This is a genomic window from Enterobacter sp. WI-ESBL-E8, from assembly GCF_053364895.1.
In genome coordinates this window covers 1,586,204-1,601,228 of the sequence record NZ_JBRWXJ010000001.1, presented here as the reverse complement: position 1 = coordinate 1,601,228, position 15,025 = coordinate 1,586,204, and the positions used below count along the sequence as shown (strand labels likewise).

The 15,025-nt window shown below is 56.3% G+C and carries 13 protein-coding genes; 7 read left to right on the top strand and 6 right to left on the bottom strand.

Annotation, left to right across the window (positions count from 1 at the left end; translation table 11 throughout):
- The first annotated feature begins 114 nt into the window (after positions 1 to 114).
- The gene (gene infA, locus ACWHWP_RS07610) at positions 115 to 333 is read left to right on the top strand and encodes a translation initiation factor IF-1 (protein ID WP_002211347.1); all 219 of its coding nucleotides are present in this window, start codon (positions 115 to 117) and stop codon (positions 331 to 333) included.
- 207 nt (positions 334 to 540) lie between these two features.
- Here infA and clpA read toward each other — a convergent pair whose 3' ends face one another.
- Positions 541 to 2,820 carry an ATP-dependent Clp protease ATP-binding subunit ClpA gene (gene clpA, locus ACWHWP_RS07605; RefSeq protein ID WP_023335109.1) on the bottom strand — a complete coding sequence of 760 codons (2,280 nt, stop codon included), beginning with the start codon at positions 2,818 to 2,820 and terminating at the stop codon, positions 541 to 543.
- 27 nt (positions 2,821 to 2,847) lie between these two features.
- Positions 2,848 to 3,168: an ATP-dependent Clp protease adapter ClpS gene (clpS, locus tag ACWHWP_RS07600; protein WP_006174393.1), complete on the bottom strand. Its 321-nt coding sequence runs from the start codon at positions 3,166 to 3,168 to the stop codon at positions 2,848 to 2,850.
- A gap of 267 nt (positions 3,169 to 3,435) precedes the next feature.
- Here clpS and cspD point away from each other — a divergent pair, with 267 nt between their 5' ends.
- Positions 3,436 to 3,657, top strand: a complete 222-nt coding sequence (cspD, locus tag ACWHWP_RS07595; RefSeq protein WP_008499993.1) for a cold shock-like protein CspD — start codon at positions 3,436 to 3,438, stop codon at positions 3,655 to 3,657.
- A 70-nt stretch (positions 3,658 to 3,727) separates the two neighbouring features.
- Here cspD and macB read toward each other — a convergent pair whose 3' ends face one another.
- Positions 3,728 to 5,668 carry a macrolide ABC transporter ATP-binding protein/permease MacB gene (macB, locus tag ACWHWP_RS07590; protein WP_447855344.1) on the bottom strand — a complete coding sequence of 647 codons (1,941 nt, stop codon included), beginning with the start codon at positions 5,666 to 5,668 and terminating at the stop codon, positions 3,728 to 3,730.
- Positions 5,665 to 6,780 (bottom strand): macrolide transporter subunit MacA, encoded by a 1,116-nt coding sequence (macA, locus tag ACWHWP_RS07585; RefSeq protein ID WP_047347378.1) that lies wholly within the window; start codon positions 6,778 to 6,780, stop codon positions 5,665 to 5,667. The genes macB and macA overlap by 4 nt, the downstream gene beginning before the upstream one ends.
- A gap of 158 nt (positions 6,781 to 6,938) precedes the next feature.
- Between macA and ACWHWP_RS07580 the strand changes: the two genes are divergently transcribed.
- Positions 6,939 to 7,895 (top strand): VirK/YbjX family protein, encoded by a 957-nt coding sequence (locus ACWHWP_RS07580; protein ID WP_059310433.1) that lies wholly within the window; start codon positions 6,939 to 6,941, stop codon positions 7,893 to 7,895.
- Here ACWHWP_RS07580 and ACWHWP_RS07575 read toward each other — a convergent pair.
- Entirely contained in the window at positions 7,892 to 9,550 is a 1,659-nt protein-coding gene (locus ACWHWP_RS07575; RefSeq protein ID WP_059310434.1) for an ATP-dependent endonuclease, read from the bottom strand. The two genes, ACWHWP_RS07580 and ACWHWP_RS07575, sit on opposite strands and share 4 nt — an antisense overlap.
- 290 nt (positions 9,551 to 9,840) lie before the next feature.
- On the opposite strand from ACWHWP_RS07575, the gene aqpZ reads away from it, so the two are divergent.
- The 4 genes from aqpZ to hcr all read left to right on the top strand — a co-directional run bounded on the left by aqpZ (position 9,841) and on the right by hcr (position 14,381).
- Positions 9,841 to 10,536 carry an aquaporin Z gene (gene aqpZ / locus ACWHWP_RS07570; protein WP_025756038.1) on the top strand — a complete coding sequence of 232 codons (696 nt, stop codon included), beginning with the start codon at positions 9,841 to 9,843 and terminating at the stop codon, positions 10,534 to 10,536.
- 169 nt (positions 10,537 to 10,705) lie between these two features.
- Positions 10,706 to 11,605 (top strand): lysine exporter LysO family protein, encoded by a 900-nt coding sequence (locus ACWHWP_RS07565; RefSeq protein ID WP_059310435.1) that lies wholly within the window; start codon positions 10,706 to 10,708, stop codon positions 11,603 to 11,605.
- A gap of 144 nt (positions 11,606 to 11,749) precedes the next feature.
- Positions 11,750 to 13,402 carry a hydroxylamine reductase gene (gene hcp / locus ACWHWP_RS07560; protein WP_447855343.1) on the top strand — a complete coding sequence of 551 codons (1,653 nt, stop codon included), beginning with the start codon at positions 11,750 to 11,752 and terminating at the stop codon, positions 13,400 to 13,402.
- A gap of 10 nt (positions 13,403 to 13,412) precedes the next feature.
- On the top strand, positions 13,413 to 14,381 hold the full coding sequence (gene hcr / locus ACWHWP_RS07555; protein ID WP_447855342.1) for an NADH oxidoreductase: 969 nt from the start codon (positions 13,413 to 13,415) through the stop codon (positions 14,379 to 14,381).
- Between the two features lie 97 nt (positions 14,382 to 14,478).
- On the opposite strand, the gene ACWHWP_RS07550 is transcribed toward hcr, so the two are convergent.
- Positions 14,479 to 14,913 carry a DoxX family protein gene (locus ACWHWP_RS07550; RefSeq protein ID WP_447855341.1) on the bottom strand — a complete coding sequence of 145 codons (435 nt, stop codon included), beginning with the start codon at positions 14,911 to 14,913 and terminating at the stop codon, positions 14,479 to 14,481.
- Between the last annotated feature and the right edge of the window lie 112 nt (positions 14,914 to 15,025).

Here is a 15,025-nt window from a genome sequence, read left to right as displayed (position 1 = left end):
CAATGCGCCGAAACTGTTTTGCTGCGTTTTAATCGCGCAATTCTTTACTTAATTGATGAATTTCGGCATTATCTTGCCGGTTCAAAACTTGGTAGTGATACCCCAGAGGATTAGATGGCCAAAGAAGACAATATTGAAATGCAGGGTACCGTACTTGATACGTTGCCTAATACCATGTTTCGCGTAGAGCTGGAAAACGGTCACGTGGTAACTGCGCACATCTCCGGTAAAATGCGCAAAAACTACATCCGCATTTTGACGGGCGACAAAGTGACTGTTGAACTGACCCCGTACGACCTGAGCAAAGGCCGCATTGTCTTCCGTAGTCGCTAATTGTTTTCGCCTGTAATGGCAGATGAATATTTAAAAGGTCGGGATAATCCCGGCCTTTTTTATTTGTGGCTTCAATGTGGCTGTGCGGGAAGATGTATTTTAGTGCGGTCCAATACCCTCACCCTGCACCTCTCTCCCACAGGGAGAGGGAGAAAAACAGGCACAAAAAAGCCGGGTTAAAAAACCCGGCTTTTTATTTAAGTTACGTTAGTGAGCCGCTTCCGGCTTGTGCTTCGCCGCACTCTGGAAATCGTACGTCAGCTCGTTCTTCGCCTGATCCAGCGCCACGGTCACCTGGCCGCCGTCCACCAGCGAGCCAAACAGCAGCTCGTTCGCCAGCGGTTTCTTCAGGTTGTCCTGAATGACGCGCGCCATCGGACGGGCACCCATCGCACGGTCGTAGCCTTTCTCAGCCAGCCAGTTGCGGGCTTCCTGGCTCACTTCCAGCGAGACGCCTTTCTGATCCAGCTGAACCTGCAGCTCGACGATGAACTTATCCACTACCTGATGGATCACGTCGGTAGACAGGTGATCGAACCAGATAATGTTGTCCAGACGGTTACGGAACTCTGGCGTAAAGATCTTCTTGATCTCTTCCATCGCATCGGTGCTGTTATCCTGGTGGATCAGGCCGATGGATTTACGCTCGGTTTCACGCACCCCGGCGTTGGTGGTCATCACCAGCACCACGTTGCGGAAGTCCGCCTTGCGCCCGTTGTTGTCGGTCAGCGTCCCGTTGTCCATCACCTGCAGCAGGATGTTGAACACGTCCGGGTGGGCTTTCTCGATTTCATCGAGCAGCAGTACCGCGTGCGGATGCTTGATCACCGCGTCGGTGAGCAGGCCGCCCTGGTCAAAGCCCACGTATCCCGGAGGCGCACCAATCAAACGGCTGACGGTGTGACGCTCCATATACTCGGACATATCAAAGCGCAGCAGCTCAATGCCCAGCGCTTTGGAGAGCTGAACCGTTACCTCAGTTTTCCCCACGCCGGTCGGGCCGGCGAACAGGAAGGAGCCGACAGGCTTGTGGTCATGCCCCAGTCCGGCACGGGCCATCTTGATCGCTTCGGTTAAGGCCTCAATGGCTTTATCCTGACCAAAGACCAGCATTTTCAGGCGGTTGCCGAGGGTGCGCAGCGTGTCACGGTCGCTCTGAGAAACGCTCTTCTCAGGGATGCGCGCGATGCGGGCCACTACAGACTCAATATCCGCCACGTTAACGGTTTTCTTACGCTTGCTGGCTGGCATCAGACGCGCACGCGCCCCGGCCTCATCAATCACGTCAATCGCCTTATCCGGCAGGTGACGGTCGTTGATGTATTTCACCGCCAGCTCCACCGCCGCACGGACCGCTTTCGCGGTATAACGCACGTCGTGGTGCGCTTCGTACTTCGGCTTCAGGCCGTTGATGATCTGCACCGTTTCCTCGACGGACGGTTCAGTCACGTCGATTTTCTGGAAGCGGCGCGCCAGCGCGCGGTCTTTCTCAAAGATGTTGCTGAACTCCTGGTAGGTGGTGGAGCCAATCACGCGGATCTTGCCGCTGGAGAGCAGCGGTTTAATCAGGTTCGCGGCATCCACCTGGCCACCGGAGGCCGCACCTGCGCCGATGATGGTGTGGATTTCATCGATAAACAGGATGCTGTTGGTGTCCTGCTCCAGCTGCTTTAACAGCGCCTTGAAGCGTTTTTCAAAATCACCGCGGTATTTGGTGCCCGCCAGCAGCGAGCCGATATCCAGCGAGTAGATGGTGCAATCGGCAATGACTTCCGGCACGTCGCCCTGCACAATGCGCCAGGCAAGCCCTTCGGCAATCGCGGTTTTACCCACGCCAGATTCCCCCACCAGCAGCGGGTTGTTCTTGCGGCGACGGCACAGCACCTGGATCGCGCGCTCCAGCTCTTTATCGCGACCAATCAGCGGATCGATACCGCCAACGCGAGCAAGCTGGTTAAGGTTGGTGGTGAAGTTTTCCATACGATCCTCCCCGCCTGCTTGCTCTTCATTGTTATTGACCTGATTGCTGGAATCCGATGCCTGGTTAGGCTCGTCTTTGCGCGTTCCGTGAGAAATAAAGTTAACCACGTCGAGTCGGCTGACTTCGTGTTTGCGCAGCAGGTAGGCAGCCTGTGACTCCTGCTCGCTAAAGATGGCGACTAATACATTTGCGCCAGTCACTTCGCTACGTCCGGAAGACTGGACATGGAAAACCGCGCGCTGCAGCACGCGCTGGAAGCTAAGCGTCGGCTGCGTGTCGCGCTCCTCTTCACTGGCTGGCAGCACCGGTGTGGTTTGTTCGATGAAGGCTTCGAGTTCCTGACGTAGCGCCACCAGATCCACGGAGCAGGCTTCCAGCGCTTCGCGGGCAGATGGGTTGCTAAGCAGTGCGAGCAGCAGGTGCTCGACGGTCATAAACTCATGTCGGTGCTCACGCGCTCTGGCGAAAGCCATGTTTAAACTGAGTTCCAGTTCTTGATTGAGCATAGGCACCTCCCCCAATTTTATGCCTTATCAGGCCTTTTCCAGCGTACACAGCAACGGATGCTCGTTCTCCCTCGCATAGTCGTTCACCATCGCCACTTTGGTTTCCGCCACTTCGGCTGTGAAGATGCCGCAGATAGCTTTGCCACGATAATGAACGGTAAGCATCAGTTGCGTTGCACGTTCTACATCATAAGAAAAGAACTTTTGTAGCACGTCAATAACAAATTCCATCGGCGTGTAATCATCGTTCATTAACATAACTTTATACATAGATGGCGGTTTTAGCGCGTCACGCACTTTGTCTTCCGCCAGCTGGTCAAAATCCAGCCAGTCGTTGGTCTTACCCATTTTGCATAACCACTTTGAATCTACCTCAGATGTTAGATAACAATCATCTATTACTGTCATCCGCGATGTCTGTCACAAACTGTTGCAATAGCGTTAACTGCTTCAAACTTTGGTTGATTATTGTCCCATCTCCAGCGCCAAACGCTTGACGACTTCTTTCGTTTCTCTAAATTGTACAAGCGTGAGATGGCGAGGTTTTGAACAGCCCCCACTCCACCACCGGTTCATTCCATCTTAACTTATAAGATTTACGAAGGATGTCGAAGCATGGAAATGGGTACTGTTAAGTGGTTCAACAACGCCAAAGGGTTTGGCTTCATCTGCCCCGAAGGCGGCGGCGAGGATATCTTCGCTCACTATTCCACCATTCAGATGGATGGTTACAGAACGCTCAAGGCCGGGCAGTCAGTCCGGTTCGATGTACACCAGGGACCAAAAGGCAATCATGCAAGCCTTATCGTGCCCATCGAAGCAGAGACGGTTGCATAGCTCTCTGTTTTATTGTGTACATCCCGCAGTCAAAATGCCAGCCCGATCGGCTGGCATTTTTATTTTCAGCCTATTCGCGAGCCAGTGCATCCACCGGATCCAGCCGCGCCGCATTGCGGGCGGGCAACCAGCCAAACAAAATGCCGGTAAAGGTTGAACACAAAAAAGCGGTAATAATGGCAACCGGCGAGAAACCGATCTCCCAGCCGGGTAAAAAGAGCTGGAGCGCAAACGCGATCATCATTGAGAGCGCAATTCCCATCGCGCCCCCCACCAGACATACCAGCACCGCCTCAATCAAAAACTGCTGCAGGACATCGCTGGCTCTGGCCCCGACCGCCATGCGGATGCCAATTTCCCGCGTGCGTTCGGTCACCGACACCAGCATGATATTCATCACCCCGATGCCGCCAACGACCAGCGAAATGACCGCCACCAGCGTGAGGAACAGCTGAAGAGTACGTGTGGTCTTTTCCGCCGTTTTCAAGAGGCCGTCCATATTCCAGGTGAAAAAATCTTTCTTCCCGTGGCGCAGGGTTAACAGCCGCTCAAGCTGCTGCTCGGCCAGTGCGCTGTCGTAGCCCTCCTTCACGCGCACGGTGATGGAGTTAAGCCAGGACTGCCCCATAATCCGCCCGGAGATGGTGGTATACGGCAGCCAGACGCGCAGGATCTTGCTGCTGCCAAACATCGACTGTTTCTCTTCCGCCACGCCAATAACCGTGGCAGGCATGTTGCCGACCAGGATTACTTCCCCCACCACATTCGCTTTATTGGGGAAGAGCTGCCTGCGCGAGTTCGCGTCCAGCACCACCACCTGCGCCCTGCCCGCCAGCTGTTCGGCGTTAAAGGTCGCCCCTTCGCTGAAGGTCATGCCGTAGACGTTGAAGTAGTCCCCGCTGACGCCGTTGGCGCTGGCGGCAACGTCAACGTTGCCCACGCGCAGCCGAAGGTTTTGCGAAACGGCAGGCGTAGCGGAGTTCACCCACGGCTGCTTCTGAATCGCCGCCAGGTCGTCATATTTCAGCGCCTGCTGATACTGCGGTTCGTCGTCGCCAAAGTCTTTGCCGGGATAGACGTCAATGGTATTGGTGCCGATGGCGCGGATATCTGCCAGTACTAACTGCTTGGCAGCGTCGCCCACCACCACAATCGACACCACCGAGGCGATACCGATAATGATGCCGAGCATCGTCAGCAGGGTACGCATTTTGTTGGCCGCCATTGCCAGCCAGGCCATGGTCAGCGCTTCACGAAAGCCGCTGGAGAACTGCCCCCAGCCGGTTGCGGGCGGTAGCGCCTCTTTCGGTGCGGCCGCCCGGGACTCGCGCGGCGGTGGGTTTCTCACCAGCTCGCCGTCGTGGATCTCAATAATGCGTTCCGCCTGCGCCGCGACCTGCGGGTCGTGGGTAACGATGATGACCGTGTGCCCCTGATCGCGCAGCTGATGCAGGATCGCCATCACCTCTTCACCGGAATGGCTGTCGAGCGCGCCGGTTGGCTCATCCGCGAGGATCACCTGCCCGCCGTTCATCAGGGCGCGGGCAATACTCACACGCTGCTGCTGTCCGCCGGAAAGCTGCGAGGGCTGGTACTCCACCCGCTCCGCCAGCCCCAGGCGCGTCAGCAGCATCTGCGCGCGCTCAAGCCGTTTTTTCCGCTCGACGCCGGCATACACCGCAGGCACTTCAACGTTCTGCGCCGCATTGAGGTGAGAAAGCAGATGGTAACGCTGGAAGATAAAGCCAAAGTGCTCGCGGCGCAGCTTTGCCAGCGCGTCGCCGTCCAGCGTGGAGACGTCCGTTCCGGCCACGCGATAGGTACCGCTGGTCGGTTTATCCAGGCACCCGAGAATGTTCATCAGCGTCGATTTACCGGAACCCGACGCCCCGACAATCGCCACCATCTCGCCCGCTTCCACGCGCAGGGAGATGCCTTTTAGCACTTCCACCGGGCCATCGCCGGAGGGATAGCTGCGACGGATGTCGTTCAGCTCAAGCAGCGCCGTCATTTAGCGGCTCCGGGCAGGCTTTCGCTGGTGACAACCTCCTCACCCTCTTCCAGCCCTTTCACTACCACCACATCGGTGTCGTTGCGCGCGCCAATCACCACTTCACGCTCGCGCGTTTCCCCGTTGCGCAGCACTTTCACTTTATAACGGCTCTCCCCGGCGGATTCACCCAGCGCAGAGAGTGGAATGGTCAGCACGTTCTTCACGCCGGTCAGCTGGATATGCACCTGGGCGGTCATATCCAGACGCAGCACACCCTGCGGGTTCGGCACTTCAAAACGGGCATAATAGAAGATGGCGTCGTTAACCTTTTCCGGCGTTGGCAGGATGTCTTTCAGCACGCCTTCGTAGCGCGTCTGCGGGTCGCCCAGCACCGTAAACCAGGCATTTTGCCCCGGCTTCAGATGGATAACGTCCGCTTCTGATACCTGGGCCTTGACCAGCATGGTGCTCATGTCCGCCAGCGTCAGGATGTTTGGTGCCTGCTGGGCGGCAATCACCGTCTGGCCCTGCAGCGTGGTGATCTGGGTGACTTCACCGGCCATCGGCGCGACGATTTTGGTGTAGTCGAGGTTGGTTTTGGCCGTATCCAGAGAGGCCTGATTGCGTTTGATTTGCGCGTCGATAGTGCCAATCTGCGCCTGTTTTACCGCCAGCTCAGTGGTGGCCGTATCCAAATCTTGTTTCGAAATGGCCTGGGTTTTCGCCAGCGCCTGCTGGCGGGTCAGCGTGACCTGCGCAAGATTACGCTCTGCCTGCGCCTGCGCACGCTGCGCGCGCAGCTCCATCAGCGTGGCTTCCACTTCCCTAATCTGGTTCTCAGCCTGTTCAGGATCGATAACCCCAAGCAGCTGGCCTTTTTTCACCTTGTCGCCAATCTCTACCGACAGCGTTTTCAGCTGGCCGCTCACCTGGGCGCCAACGTCAACCTTGCGCAGGGCATCAAGCTTGCCCGTCGCGAGCACGTTTTGCTGCAGTTCGCCCGGGCGAACAATTAATGTCTGATACTGTGGTAGAGGCGCATTAAGCACTTGCCATAGCCAGTACCCACCGGCTAAAACCACGACCGCCAGCAGCAGAATCAGCGTTCTGCGTTTTCCCTTGAGGTTCATAAATATTCCAAATAAATGTTCTGGCATTGATAATGTTGATTCTATCTAAACGACTCCTCAACGAAACCACTTCTTCCCGAAATCGTCACAATTTGTTTACGAGACGTTGAGAGTTCGCCTGCTGAAATGAAGATCTTCATCAAGAAGCAGGATCTATCATGTCTTCCATCGTCGATACACCTTTTTCAAACCTCCAGCAGCCTAAATCTGGCTGGCAGCTCTTCAAAAATCTGGCTTTCGGTACGCTCACACCAGGGCTGGCGTGGCAAAACCCCTCCTATCGACGTAAATTCATGTTACGTTCGCTGGCGACACCCCTTAGCACCGCTCGCCTGTTAACGAGTCTTGCAAAACAACCGCGCCTGATGCAGATGTTGCAGGTACAGCCAGGACTGCCGTGCCGGCTGCATCGCCCCTGGCTGACGGTGAATATGGATCGTCAGCATGCGCTGGAATCGCTCAACTGGCACTATCAGACCATGAGCCGCCAGCTTCCCGCGACGCTGCTCACGGGGTACCTTTCTAAGCAGGGCTTTACCCTGCTGACCTTAACCGGCAAAGATGAACAGCAATTTACCGTTCGTCTGTGTGCTGATGCCTTCCTGGATAAAGAAGGGGAAGCCACCCTCGCGTTTTGCGATAGCCAAAACACGGTGCTGGCGGAAATGACCTTTACGCTATGCCAGTTTGAAGGAAAAGCGACGCTGTTCATTGGCGGTTTGCAGGGTGCAAAAGCGCACGTTCCTCATGAGCTGATCCAGGGCGCAACGAAAGCCTGTCATGGCCTGTTCCCGAAACGCCTGCTGGTCGAAGCCGCCATGACGCTCGGCACCGCTTTCCCGGTAGAGCAGATTGTTGCCGTCAGTAACGCCACCCATATCTATCGCAGCTGGCGTTACCGCAAGAAAAAAGAGGGAAAACTGTTGGCCGATTACGACAGTTTCTGGATCTCCATCGGGGGAGAAAAACAGGATAACGGTAACTTTATGCTGCCGCTTGCCATGCCGCGTAAACCGATGGAAGAGATTGCCAGCAAAAAGCGGTCCGAATATCGCCGCCGCTACGAGCTGCTGGATAGCCTGATTCAGCAGGTGAATCAGGCAACTCAACGCTAATCCGCTTTCCCGCGTGCCAGCCACAGCACGCGGGAGAACATCTTGCGCAGCAGAGTTGGTACCGCCTCCACGCCCCGCCTCCCCGCTTCCGTCGCCACTTCAATGGCTAAATCCGGTTTCGAAGAACGATGAATGGCTTTGGCGATCACGCGCCGCATGTTCATCGGGACATCGACCGGCACCATCGCAATGCGGTGGAAAACGTCGTCGAACCCCTGACGATACATAAAGTGCTCCATGTCCATCGCGGGCAGCATGGTTAAATGGTCGCGCTCTTCTTCTCGCTCGTTATTCAGCAGGCCACGCACGGTCGAGGCATATTTTTTGCCCGCCTCATCGCCGTCAACCAGCACGTGCCACTCGATCCCCATCCGGCGGGCAAATTTTATCAGCGGCTTTAATCCCGACTGGGCGAATTCGATCACCTTAATGCCTTCCGCATCAAAATGATGGCCGCACTGGCGCGCCAGCTCGTTGATGACCCAGGTTTCGGTTTCTCCCTCCACCAGCAGCCAGCAGCGGGCAAAAAGGGACGACGCCCGGTTAAAGCGGATATGAAACGCAATGCGCCGCCCGTCTTCCGCGTTCAAACCACCCGGCCCCAGCCGGAAAGCGGAAACGCGGGAAGATTCACGCACCAGACGACAGACGTGCTCTACCGGCGTCAGCGATAATAATTCACCGGAATTGGTGGTGGTAATACGCTGGAGCGGCAGTAAATTCAGCAGATGCCATGCCACGGAGAGCATGATGGGATGCAGGCGCGTTTCGGGATCTTCCACCAGCAGAAGCGGTCGGGCGTCCCGGTCAAGTCGAACGGTGCCTTTGGCCTGCAGAAGCGTTGAAAACAGCCCCAGCAAAATCACCCGGTGCGTACGCCCGCCGGGCCTGTCGATCATCCGGTTAATGATGTCCAGATAGCGCCAGCTTCGCTGCTCATCATGAGAGCGTCGGCGCATCAGACGATGGCGTGACGCCGACGTCCCCTGCTCGGAAAAATAGTGTTCCAGGAGCTGTACCATCGCGGACAATCCCTGACGGATTTGGCCATCGGTCAGATTCTGCGGGCGCGACACCAGCTCTCGCGCCAGGAAATCCAGCTCGCGGGCCGTCACTTCCACTTCAGGCATATTCGGTACGGTACCGTTACGAATGCGCCGCATAAAACGCGCATCCCGCAGGCGTAATACCGGCGTCAGGCGGATCAGGTGGCGAGCCAGATCGTCGATATTGTCCAGCGGGATAGGGTTGGCTTTCTCATCGAGAAAATCACGCAGGGTCAGCACCCCTTCGTTCTCCGCCATCTCCCCTTCCAGCCGATAAAATATCCGATGGAGACCGTCATCGCACGGCACCCAGCAGGACGACAGCGGGCGGAAGCGACGCACGCGGTGACGGCCGGCCTCGGATTCCCGGAACGTCAGAATGATATGCAGATGCTTCTCGCGCCCCGTGACGTCGCCGGGCGGGAACCAGAAATCGTCGCGAACGAAATGATACAGGTCGTCTTCGGGCGAAAGCAGTAACGTCAGCGCATCCAGCAGGCTGGACTTACCCCACGCGTTCTCGCCGATCAGGACGTTGTTTTGCTCAAGCTGGAGCGACAGACGGTTAATACCGCGAAATCCGACAATTTCCACACGTTCGAGAAGCATAAATCCCCCGACAAATGACCACTTTTTCCTTCAAGTTATCAGCAGTATAGCGGGAGGATGTTGGTGACGACAGTACAACAGCCACCCATTGAAAAATGAGCTATGCTCTATTTACCGCCGGCTCGAACAAGGAATGACATCACATTGCCTGAAATCAAACCAATCTAATTTATTTAAGTGGCGAAGGGGTGTTGTTATTTTTTAAAATAGAGACTCTTTGAGTCGTCATCCCTTTTTGACGATATAACCCACACGCAGGAACGCGTGCGGAAAATTATTTTGAGGTGGTTATGTTTAGAAAATTAGCAGCAGAATGCTTTGGTACATTCTGGCTGGTATTTGGTGGCTGCGGTAGCGCCGTTCTGGCAGCAGCATTCCCGGAATTAGGCATTGGTTTTGTCGGCGTCGCGCTGGCATTTGGTTTAACCGTATTAACCATGGCCTTTGCCGTGGGGCATATTTCCGGCGGACATTTTAACCCGGCCGTAACGTTAGGTTTATGGGCGGGCGGTCGTTTCCCGGCAAAAGAGGTTATCGGTTATATCGTCGCCCAGGTGGTTGGCGGTATTATTGCCGCTGCCGTACTGTACGTGATTGCCAGCGGTAAAGCCGGTTTCGACGCGGCAGCGAGTGGTTTCGCCTCTAACGGCTTCGGCGAGCACTCTCCGGGCGGCTATTCCATGCTGTCTGCCATCGTGATTGAAATTGTGCTGACCGCAGGCTTCCTGCTGGTGATCCACGGCGCAACCGACAAACACGCGCCAGCCGGTTTTGCGCCGATTGCCATTGGTCTGGCACTGACGCTTATCCACCTGATTTCCATTCCGGTCACCAACACGTCCGTTAACCCGGCGCGCAGTACCGCAGTTGCCATCTTCCAGGGCGGCTGGGCGCTGGAGCAGCTGTGGCTGTTCTGGGTGATGCCAATCGTCGGCGGTATTCTGGGCGGCGTGCTGTACCGCACTCTGCTGGAAAAACGCGATTAATCTTTCCCTCCCTCTCCCTGTGGGAGAGGGCTGGGGTGAGGGCAACAGGCCGCACGCACAGGCCGGGTAAGCGTTAGCGCCACCCGGCTTTTTATTGCCGCTTTACTGAACAGCCTTTATTGGGTAGTGTCTCTGGCGCTCAACAGATACTCAAAAGGACCGGCTGTTCATGTTTTCAGGACTCCTCATTATTCTGCTGCCCCTGATTGTGGGCTATCTTATCCCGCTACGTCAGGAATCGGCATTACGGTTAATCAACCGTTTTCTCAGCTGGATTGTTTACGTCATTCTTTTCTTTATGGGGATAAGCCTGGCCTTCCTGGATAATCTGGCGACCAATCTGCTGGCGATCCTGCATTATTCTGTCGTCACCGTCGTGGTTATTTTGCTGTGTAATATTGCCGCACTCTTCTGGCTTGAGCGCACTATTCCGTGGAAAAATCACCATCATCAGGAAAAACTTCCTTCGCGAATTGCAATGGCGCTGGAATCATTAAAACTGTGCGGCGTCGTGCTGCTGGGTTTTCTTCTTGGACTGACCGGCTGGGCATTTTTACAGCACGCTACGGAGGCCAGCGAATATACCCTGATCTTCCTGCTGTTCCTGATTGGTATCCAGCTGCGAAATAATGGCATGACGCTGAAACAGATTGTCCTGAACCGTCGCGGAATGATGGTTGCCGTAATCGTTGTCGCCAGCTCCATGGTGGCAGGCGTCATTAATGCCTTTGTGCTCGACCTGCCCCTGAAAACCGGGCTGGCCATGGCGTCAGGTTTTGGCTGGTACTCCCTCTCCGGTATTCTGCTGACTGAATCTTTCGGCCCGGTGATTGGCAGCGCCGCCTTCTTTAACGATCTGGCGCGCGAGCTGATTGCCATCATGCTGATCCCGGGGCTGGTTCGCCGCAGCCGCTCCACCGCGCTGGGTCTGTGCGGCGCAACCTCGATGGACTTTACCCTGCCGGTATTACAGCGCTCAGGTGGCCTGGAGATGGTGCCCGCCGCTATCGTTCACGGCTTTATTTTAAGCCTGCTGGTTCCCGTTCTGATGGCCTTCTTCTCTGCCTGATACTTCTTTGGCGGTAGCGAACCTGCCGCCAAAATTGCGCTAAATCAATCTCCCTCTATTTTGTGGCAGAAAGCCCTTTTCACCGTTCCGGCACGAGCATAACCTTAAACATGTATATTAAATATAACTTTAACAGGTGTGATTATGTTTTGTGTGCAATGTGAACAAACTATCCGTACTCCAGCAGGCAATGGCTGCTCTTACGCACAGGGTATGTGCGGCAAAACCGCAGAGACTTCTGACCTGCAGGATCTGCTGATTGCGGCCCTGCAAGGCCTTTCCGCATGGGCATTCAAAGCCCGCGAATACGGCATCGTCGACCACTACGTTGACAGCTTCGCCCCGCGCGCATTTTTCTCCACGCTGACTAACGTCAACTTCGATTCCCCGCGCATCGTCGGGTATGCTCGTGAGGCTATCGCCCTGCGTGAAGCGCTGAAAGCACAGTGCCTGAAGGCGGATGCCGGCGCGCGCGTGGAAAATCCGATGTCAGAACTCCAGCTGGTGAGCGACGACCTGGGCGACCTGCAGCGTCAGGCGGCAGACTTCACCCCAAACAAAGACAAAGCGGCAATTGGCGAGAACATTCTCGGCCTGCGCCTGTTGTGCCTGTACGGCCTGAAAGGTGCCGCGGCCTATATGGAGCACGCGCACGTTCTGGGTCAGTACGACAATGAGATTTACGCGCAGTACCACAAAATCATGGCGTGGCTGGGGACCTGGCCTGCCGATATGAACGCGCTGCTGGAATGCTCAATGGAAATCGGCCAGATGAACTTCCGCGTGATGAGCATTCTGGATGCCGGTGAAACCAGCACCTACGGCCACCCAACGCCGACCCAGGTCAACGTCAAAGCGACCGAAGGTAAATGCATTCTGATCTCCGGTCATGACCTGAAAGATCTCTACAACCTGCTGAAGCAAACCGAAGGCACTGGCGTTAACGTCTATACCCACGGCGAAATGCTGCCGGCGCACGGTTACCCGGAGCTGCGTAAATTTAAGCATCTGATCGGTAACTACGGCAGCGGCTGGCAGAACCAGCAGGTCGAGTTTGCCCGCTTCCCTGGCCCTATCGTGATGACATCCAACTGCATCATCGACCCTACCGTCGGCGCGTACGATGACCGCATCTGGACCCGCAGCATCGTTGGCTGGCCGGGCGTGAGCCACCTCGAAGGTGACGATTTCGCTCCGGTAATTGCGCAGGCGCAGCAGATGGCAGGCTTCCCGTACAGCGAGATCCCGCACCTCATCACCGTGGGCTTCGGTCGTGAAACCCTGCTCGGCGCCGCAGATTCGCTGATTGACCTCGTCAGCCGTGAAAAGCTGCGCCACATCTTCCTGATCGGCGGCTGCGACGGCGCGCGCGGCGAGCGGAACTACTTCACCGATTTCGCCACTCGCGTGCCGGAAGACTGCCTGATCCTGACGCTTGCGTGCGGTAAATACCGCTTCAACAAGCTGGACTTCGGCAACATCGAAGGCCTGCCGCGCCTGGTGGATGCCGGTCAGTGTAACGATGCTTACTCGGCCATCATTCTTGCCGTTACCCTGGCGGAAAAACTGGGCTGCGGCGTAAACGATCTGCCGCTGTCGCTGGTGCTTTCATGGTTTGAGCAGAAAGCGATTGTCATCCTGCTGACCCTGCTCTCGCTGGGCGTGACCAACATCGTGACCGGCCCGACGGCGCCTGGCTTCCTGACGCCGGATCTGCTGGCCGTGCTGAATGAAAAATTCGGCCTGCGTTCCGTGACCAACGTTGAAGACGATATGAAGCAGCTGCTGAGCGCGTAAGGAGTAACTCATGACCATGCCAACCTCACAATGTCCGTGGCGGATGCAGGTTCACCACATCCATCAGGAAACGCCGGATGTGTGGACGCTGTCGCTGCTGTGCCACGACTATTACCCGTACCGCGCGGGTCAGTATGCGCTGGTCAGCGTCCGCAACGCGGCGGACACCCTGCGCGCCTACACGATCTCCTCAACGCCGGGCGTGAGCGAGTACATCACGCTCACCGTCCGCCGTATTGATGACGGCGCAGGCTCGCAGTGGCTGACCCGGGACGTGAAGCGCGGGGATTATATCTGGCTGTCCGACGCCCAGGGCGATTTCACCTGTGACGACAAAACCGAAGATAAATTCCTGCTGCTGGCGGCGGGCTGTGGCGTGACGCCGATTATGTCGATGCGCCGCTGGCTGGCTAAAAACCGGCCTCAGGCCGACGTGCAGGTGATATTCAGCGTTCGCTCTCCGGAGGACGTGATTTTTGCCGATGAATGGCGCAACTATCCGGTGACGCTGGTAGCAGAACACAACGCGACGCACGGTTTTGTCGCGGGGCGTCTGAGCCGCGAGCTGCTGCAAAGCGTGCCGGATATCGCGAACCGTACCGTGATGACCTGCGGCCCGGCGCCGTACATGGCTATCGTGGAAGAGGAAGTGAAAGCGCTCGGCGTGACCCGCTTCTTCAAAGAGCAGTTCTTCACGCCGGTAGCGGAAGCGGCAACCAGCGGGATTCAGTTTACCAGGCTGCAGCCTGCGCAAACCTTCTTTGGCCGCGTCGGGACCACGCTGCTGGACGCGCTGGAAAGTAACAAGGTGCCGGTGGTAGCAGCCTGCCGTGCAGGCGTGTGCGGTTGCTGTAAGACGAAAGTGGTCTCCGGTGACTACACCGTCACCAGCACCATGACGCTGACGGATGCGGAAATTGCCGAGGGTTATGTGCTGGCGTGCTCATGTCATCCGCAGGGGGACCTGGTCCTCGCATAAGCGATAAACGTTAAATGTTCGATCGTAGGCCCGGTAAGCGTCAGCGCCACCGGGCTTTTTGTCGGGTGGCACTACGTTTACCCGACCCACAACAACCCTATCGCCACGCAGGACCTTTCCCCACCGCGTACCGCCCTGCCCCTAAAAACGCCACGGCCAGCGAGCCGATAAAGAAGTACACCAGGCTTTCAATCGCCCACGCCCCCACGGCATCGAGCGCAAAGGTTTTGCCCGTGCCCACCATCAGCCATGCCACGATCATCGTAAAGGCCAGCACCAGCGCCGCCGGGCGCGTAAAGAGGCCGACAATAATCAGCACGGGTGCCACCACTTCGCCAATCAACACCCCGTAGGCGATAAACCCCGGCAAGCCTTTTTCCACCAGCATGCCGCTGATAAATCCCACGCCGCCGAATAGCTTGTGTAAACCGTGAAACAGCATCAGCCCGCCGACGGCAACTCGTAACAAGAGTTTGCCGAGATCGTCGCACGATAGCTTTTCATTAACAGCAGTTAACAATGATTTAACCATTTGAAATAATTCCTGTTTTTACCCAATGTTCAGCCAGATTATGCTGAAGAGTAGTCTTTGAAAACCACCTTTTAATGAGGGGGTAAAGCGGGCAAGACAGAGACTTTCTTCT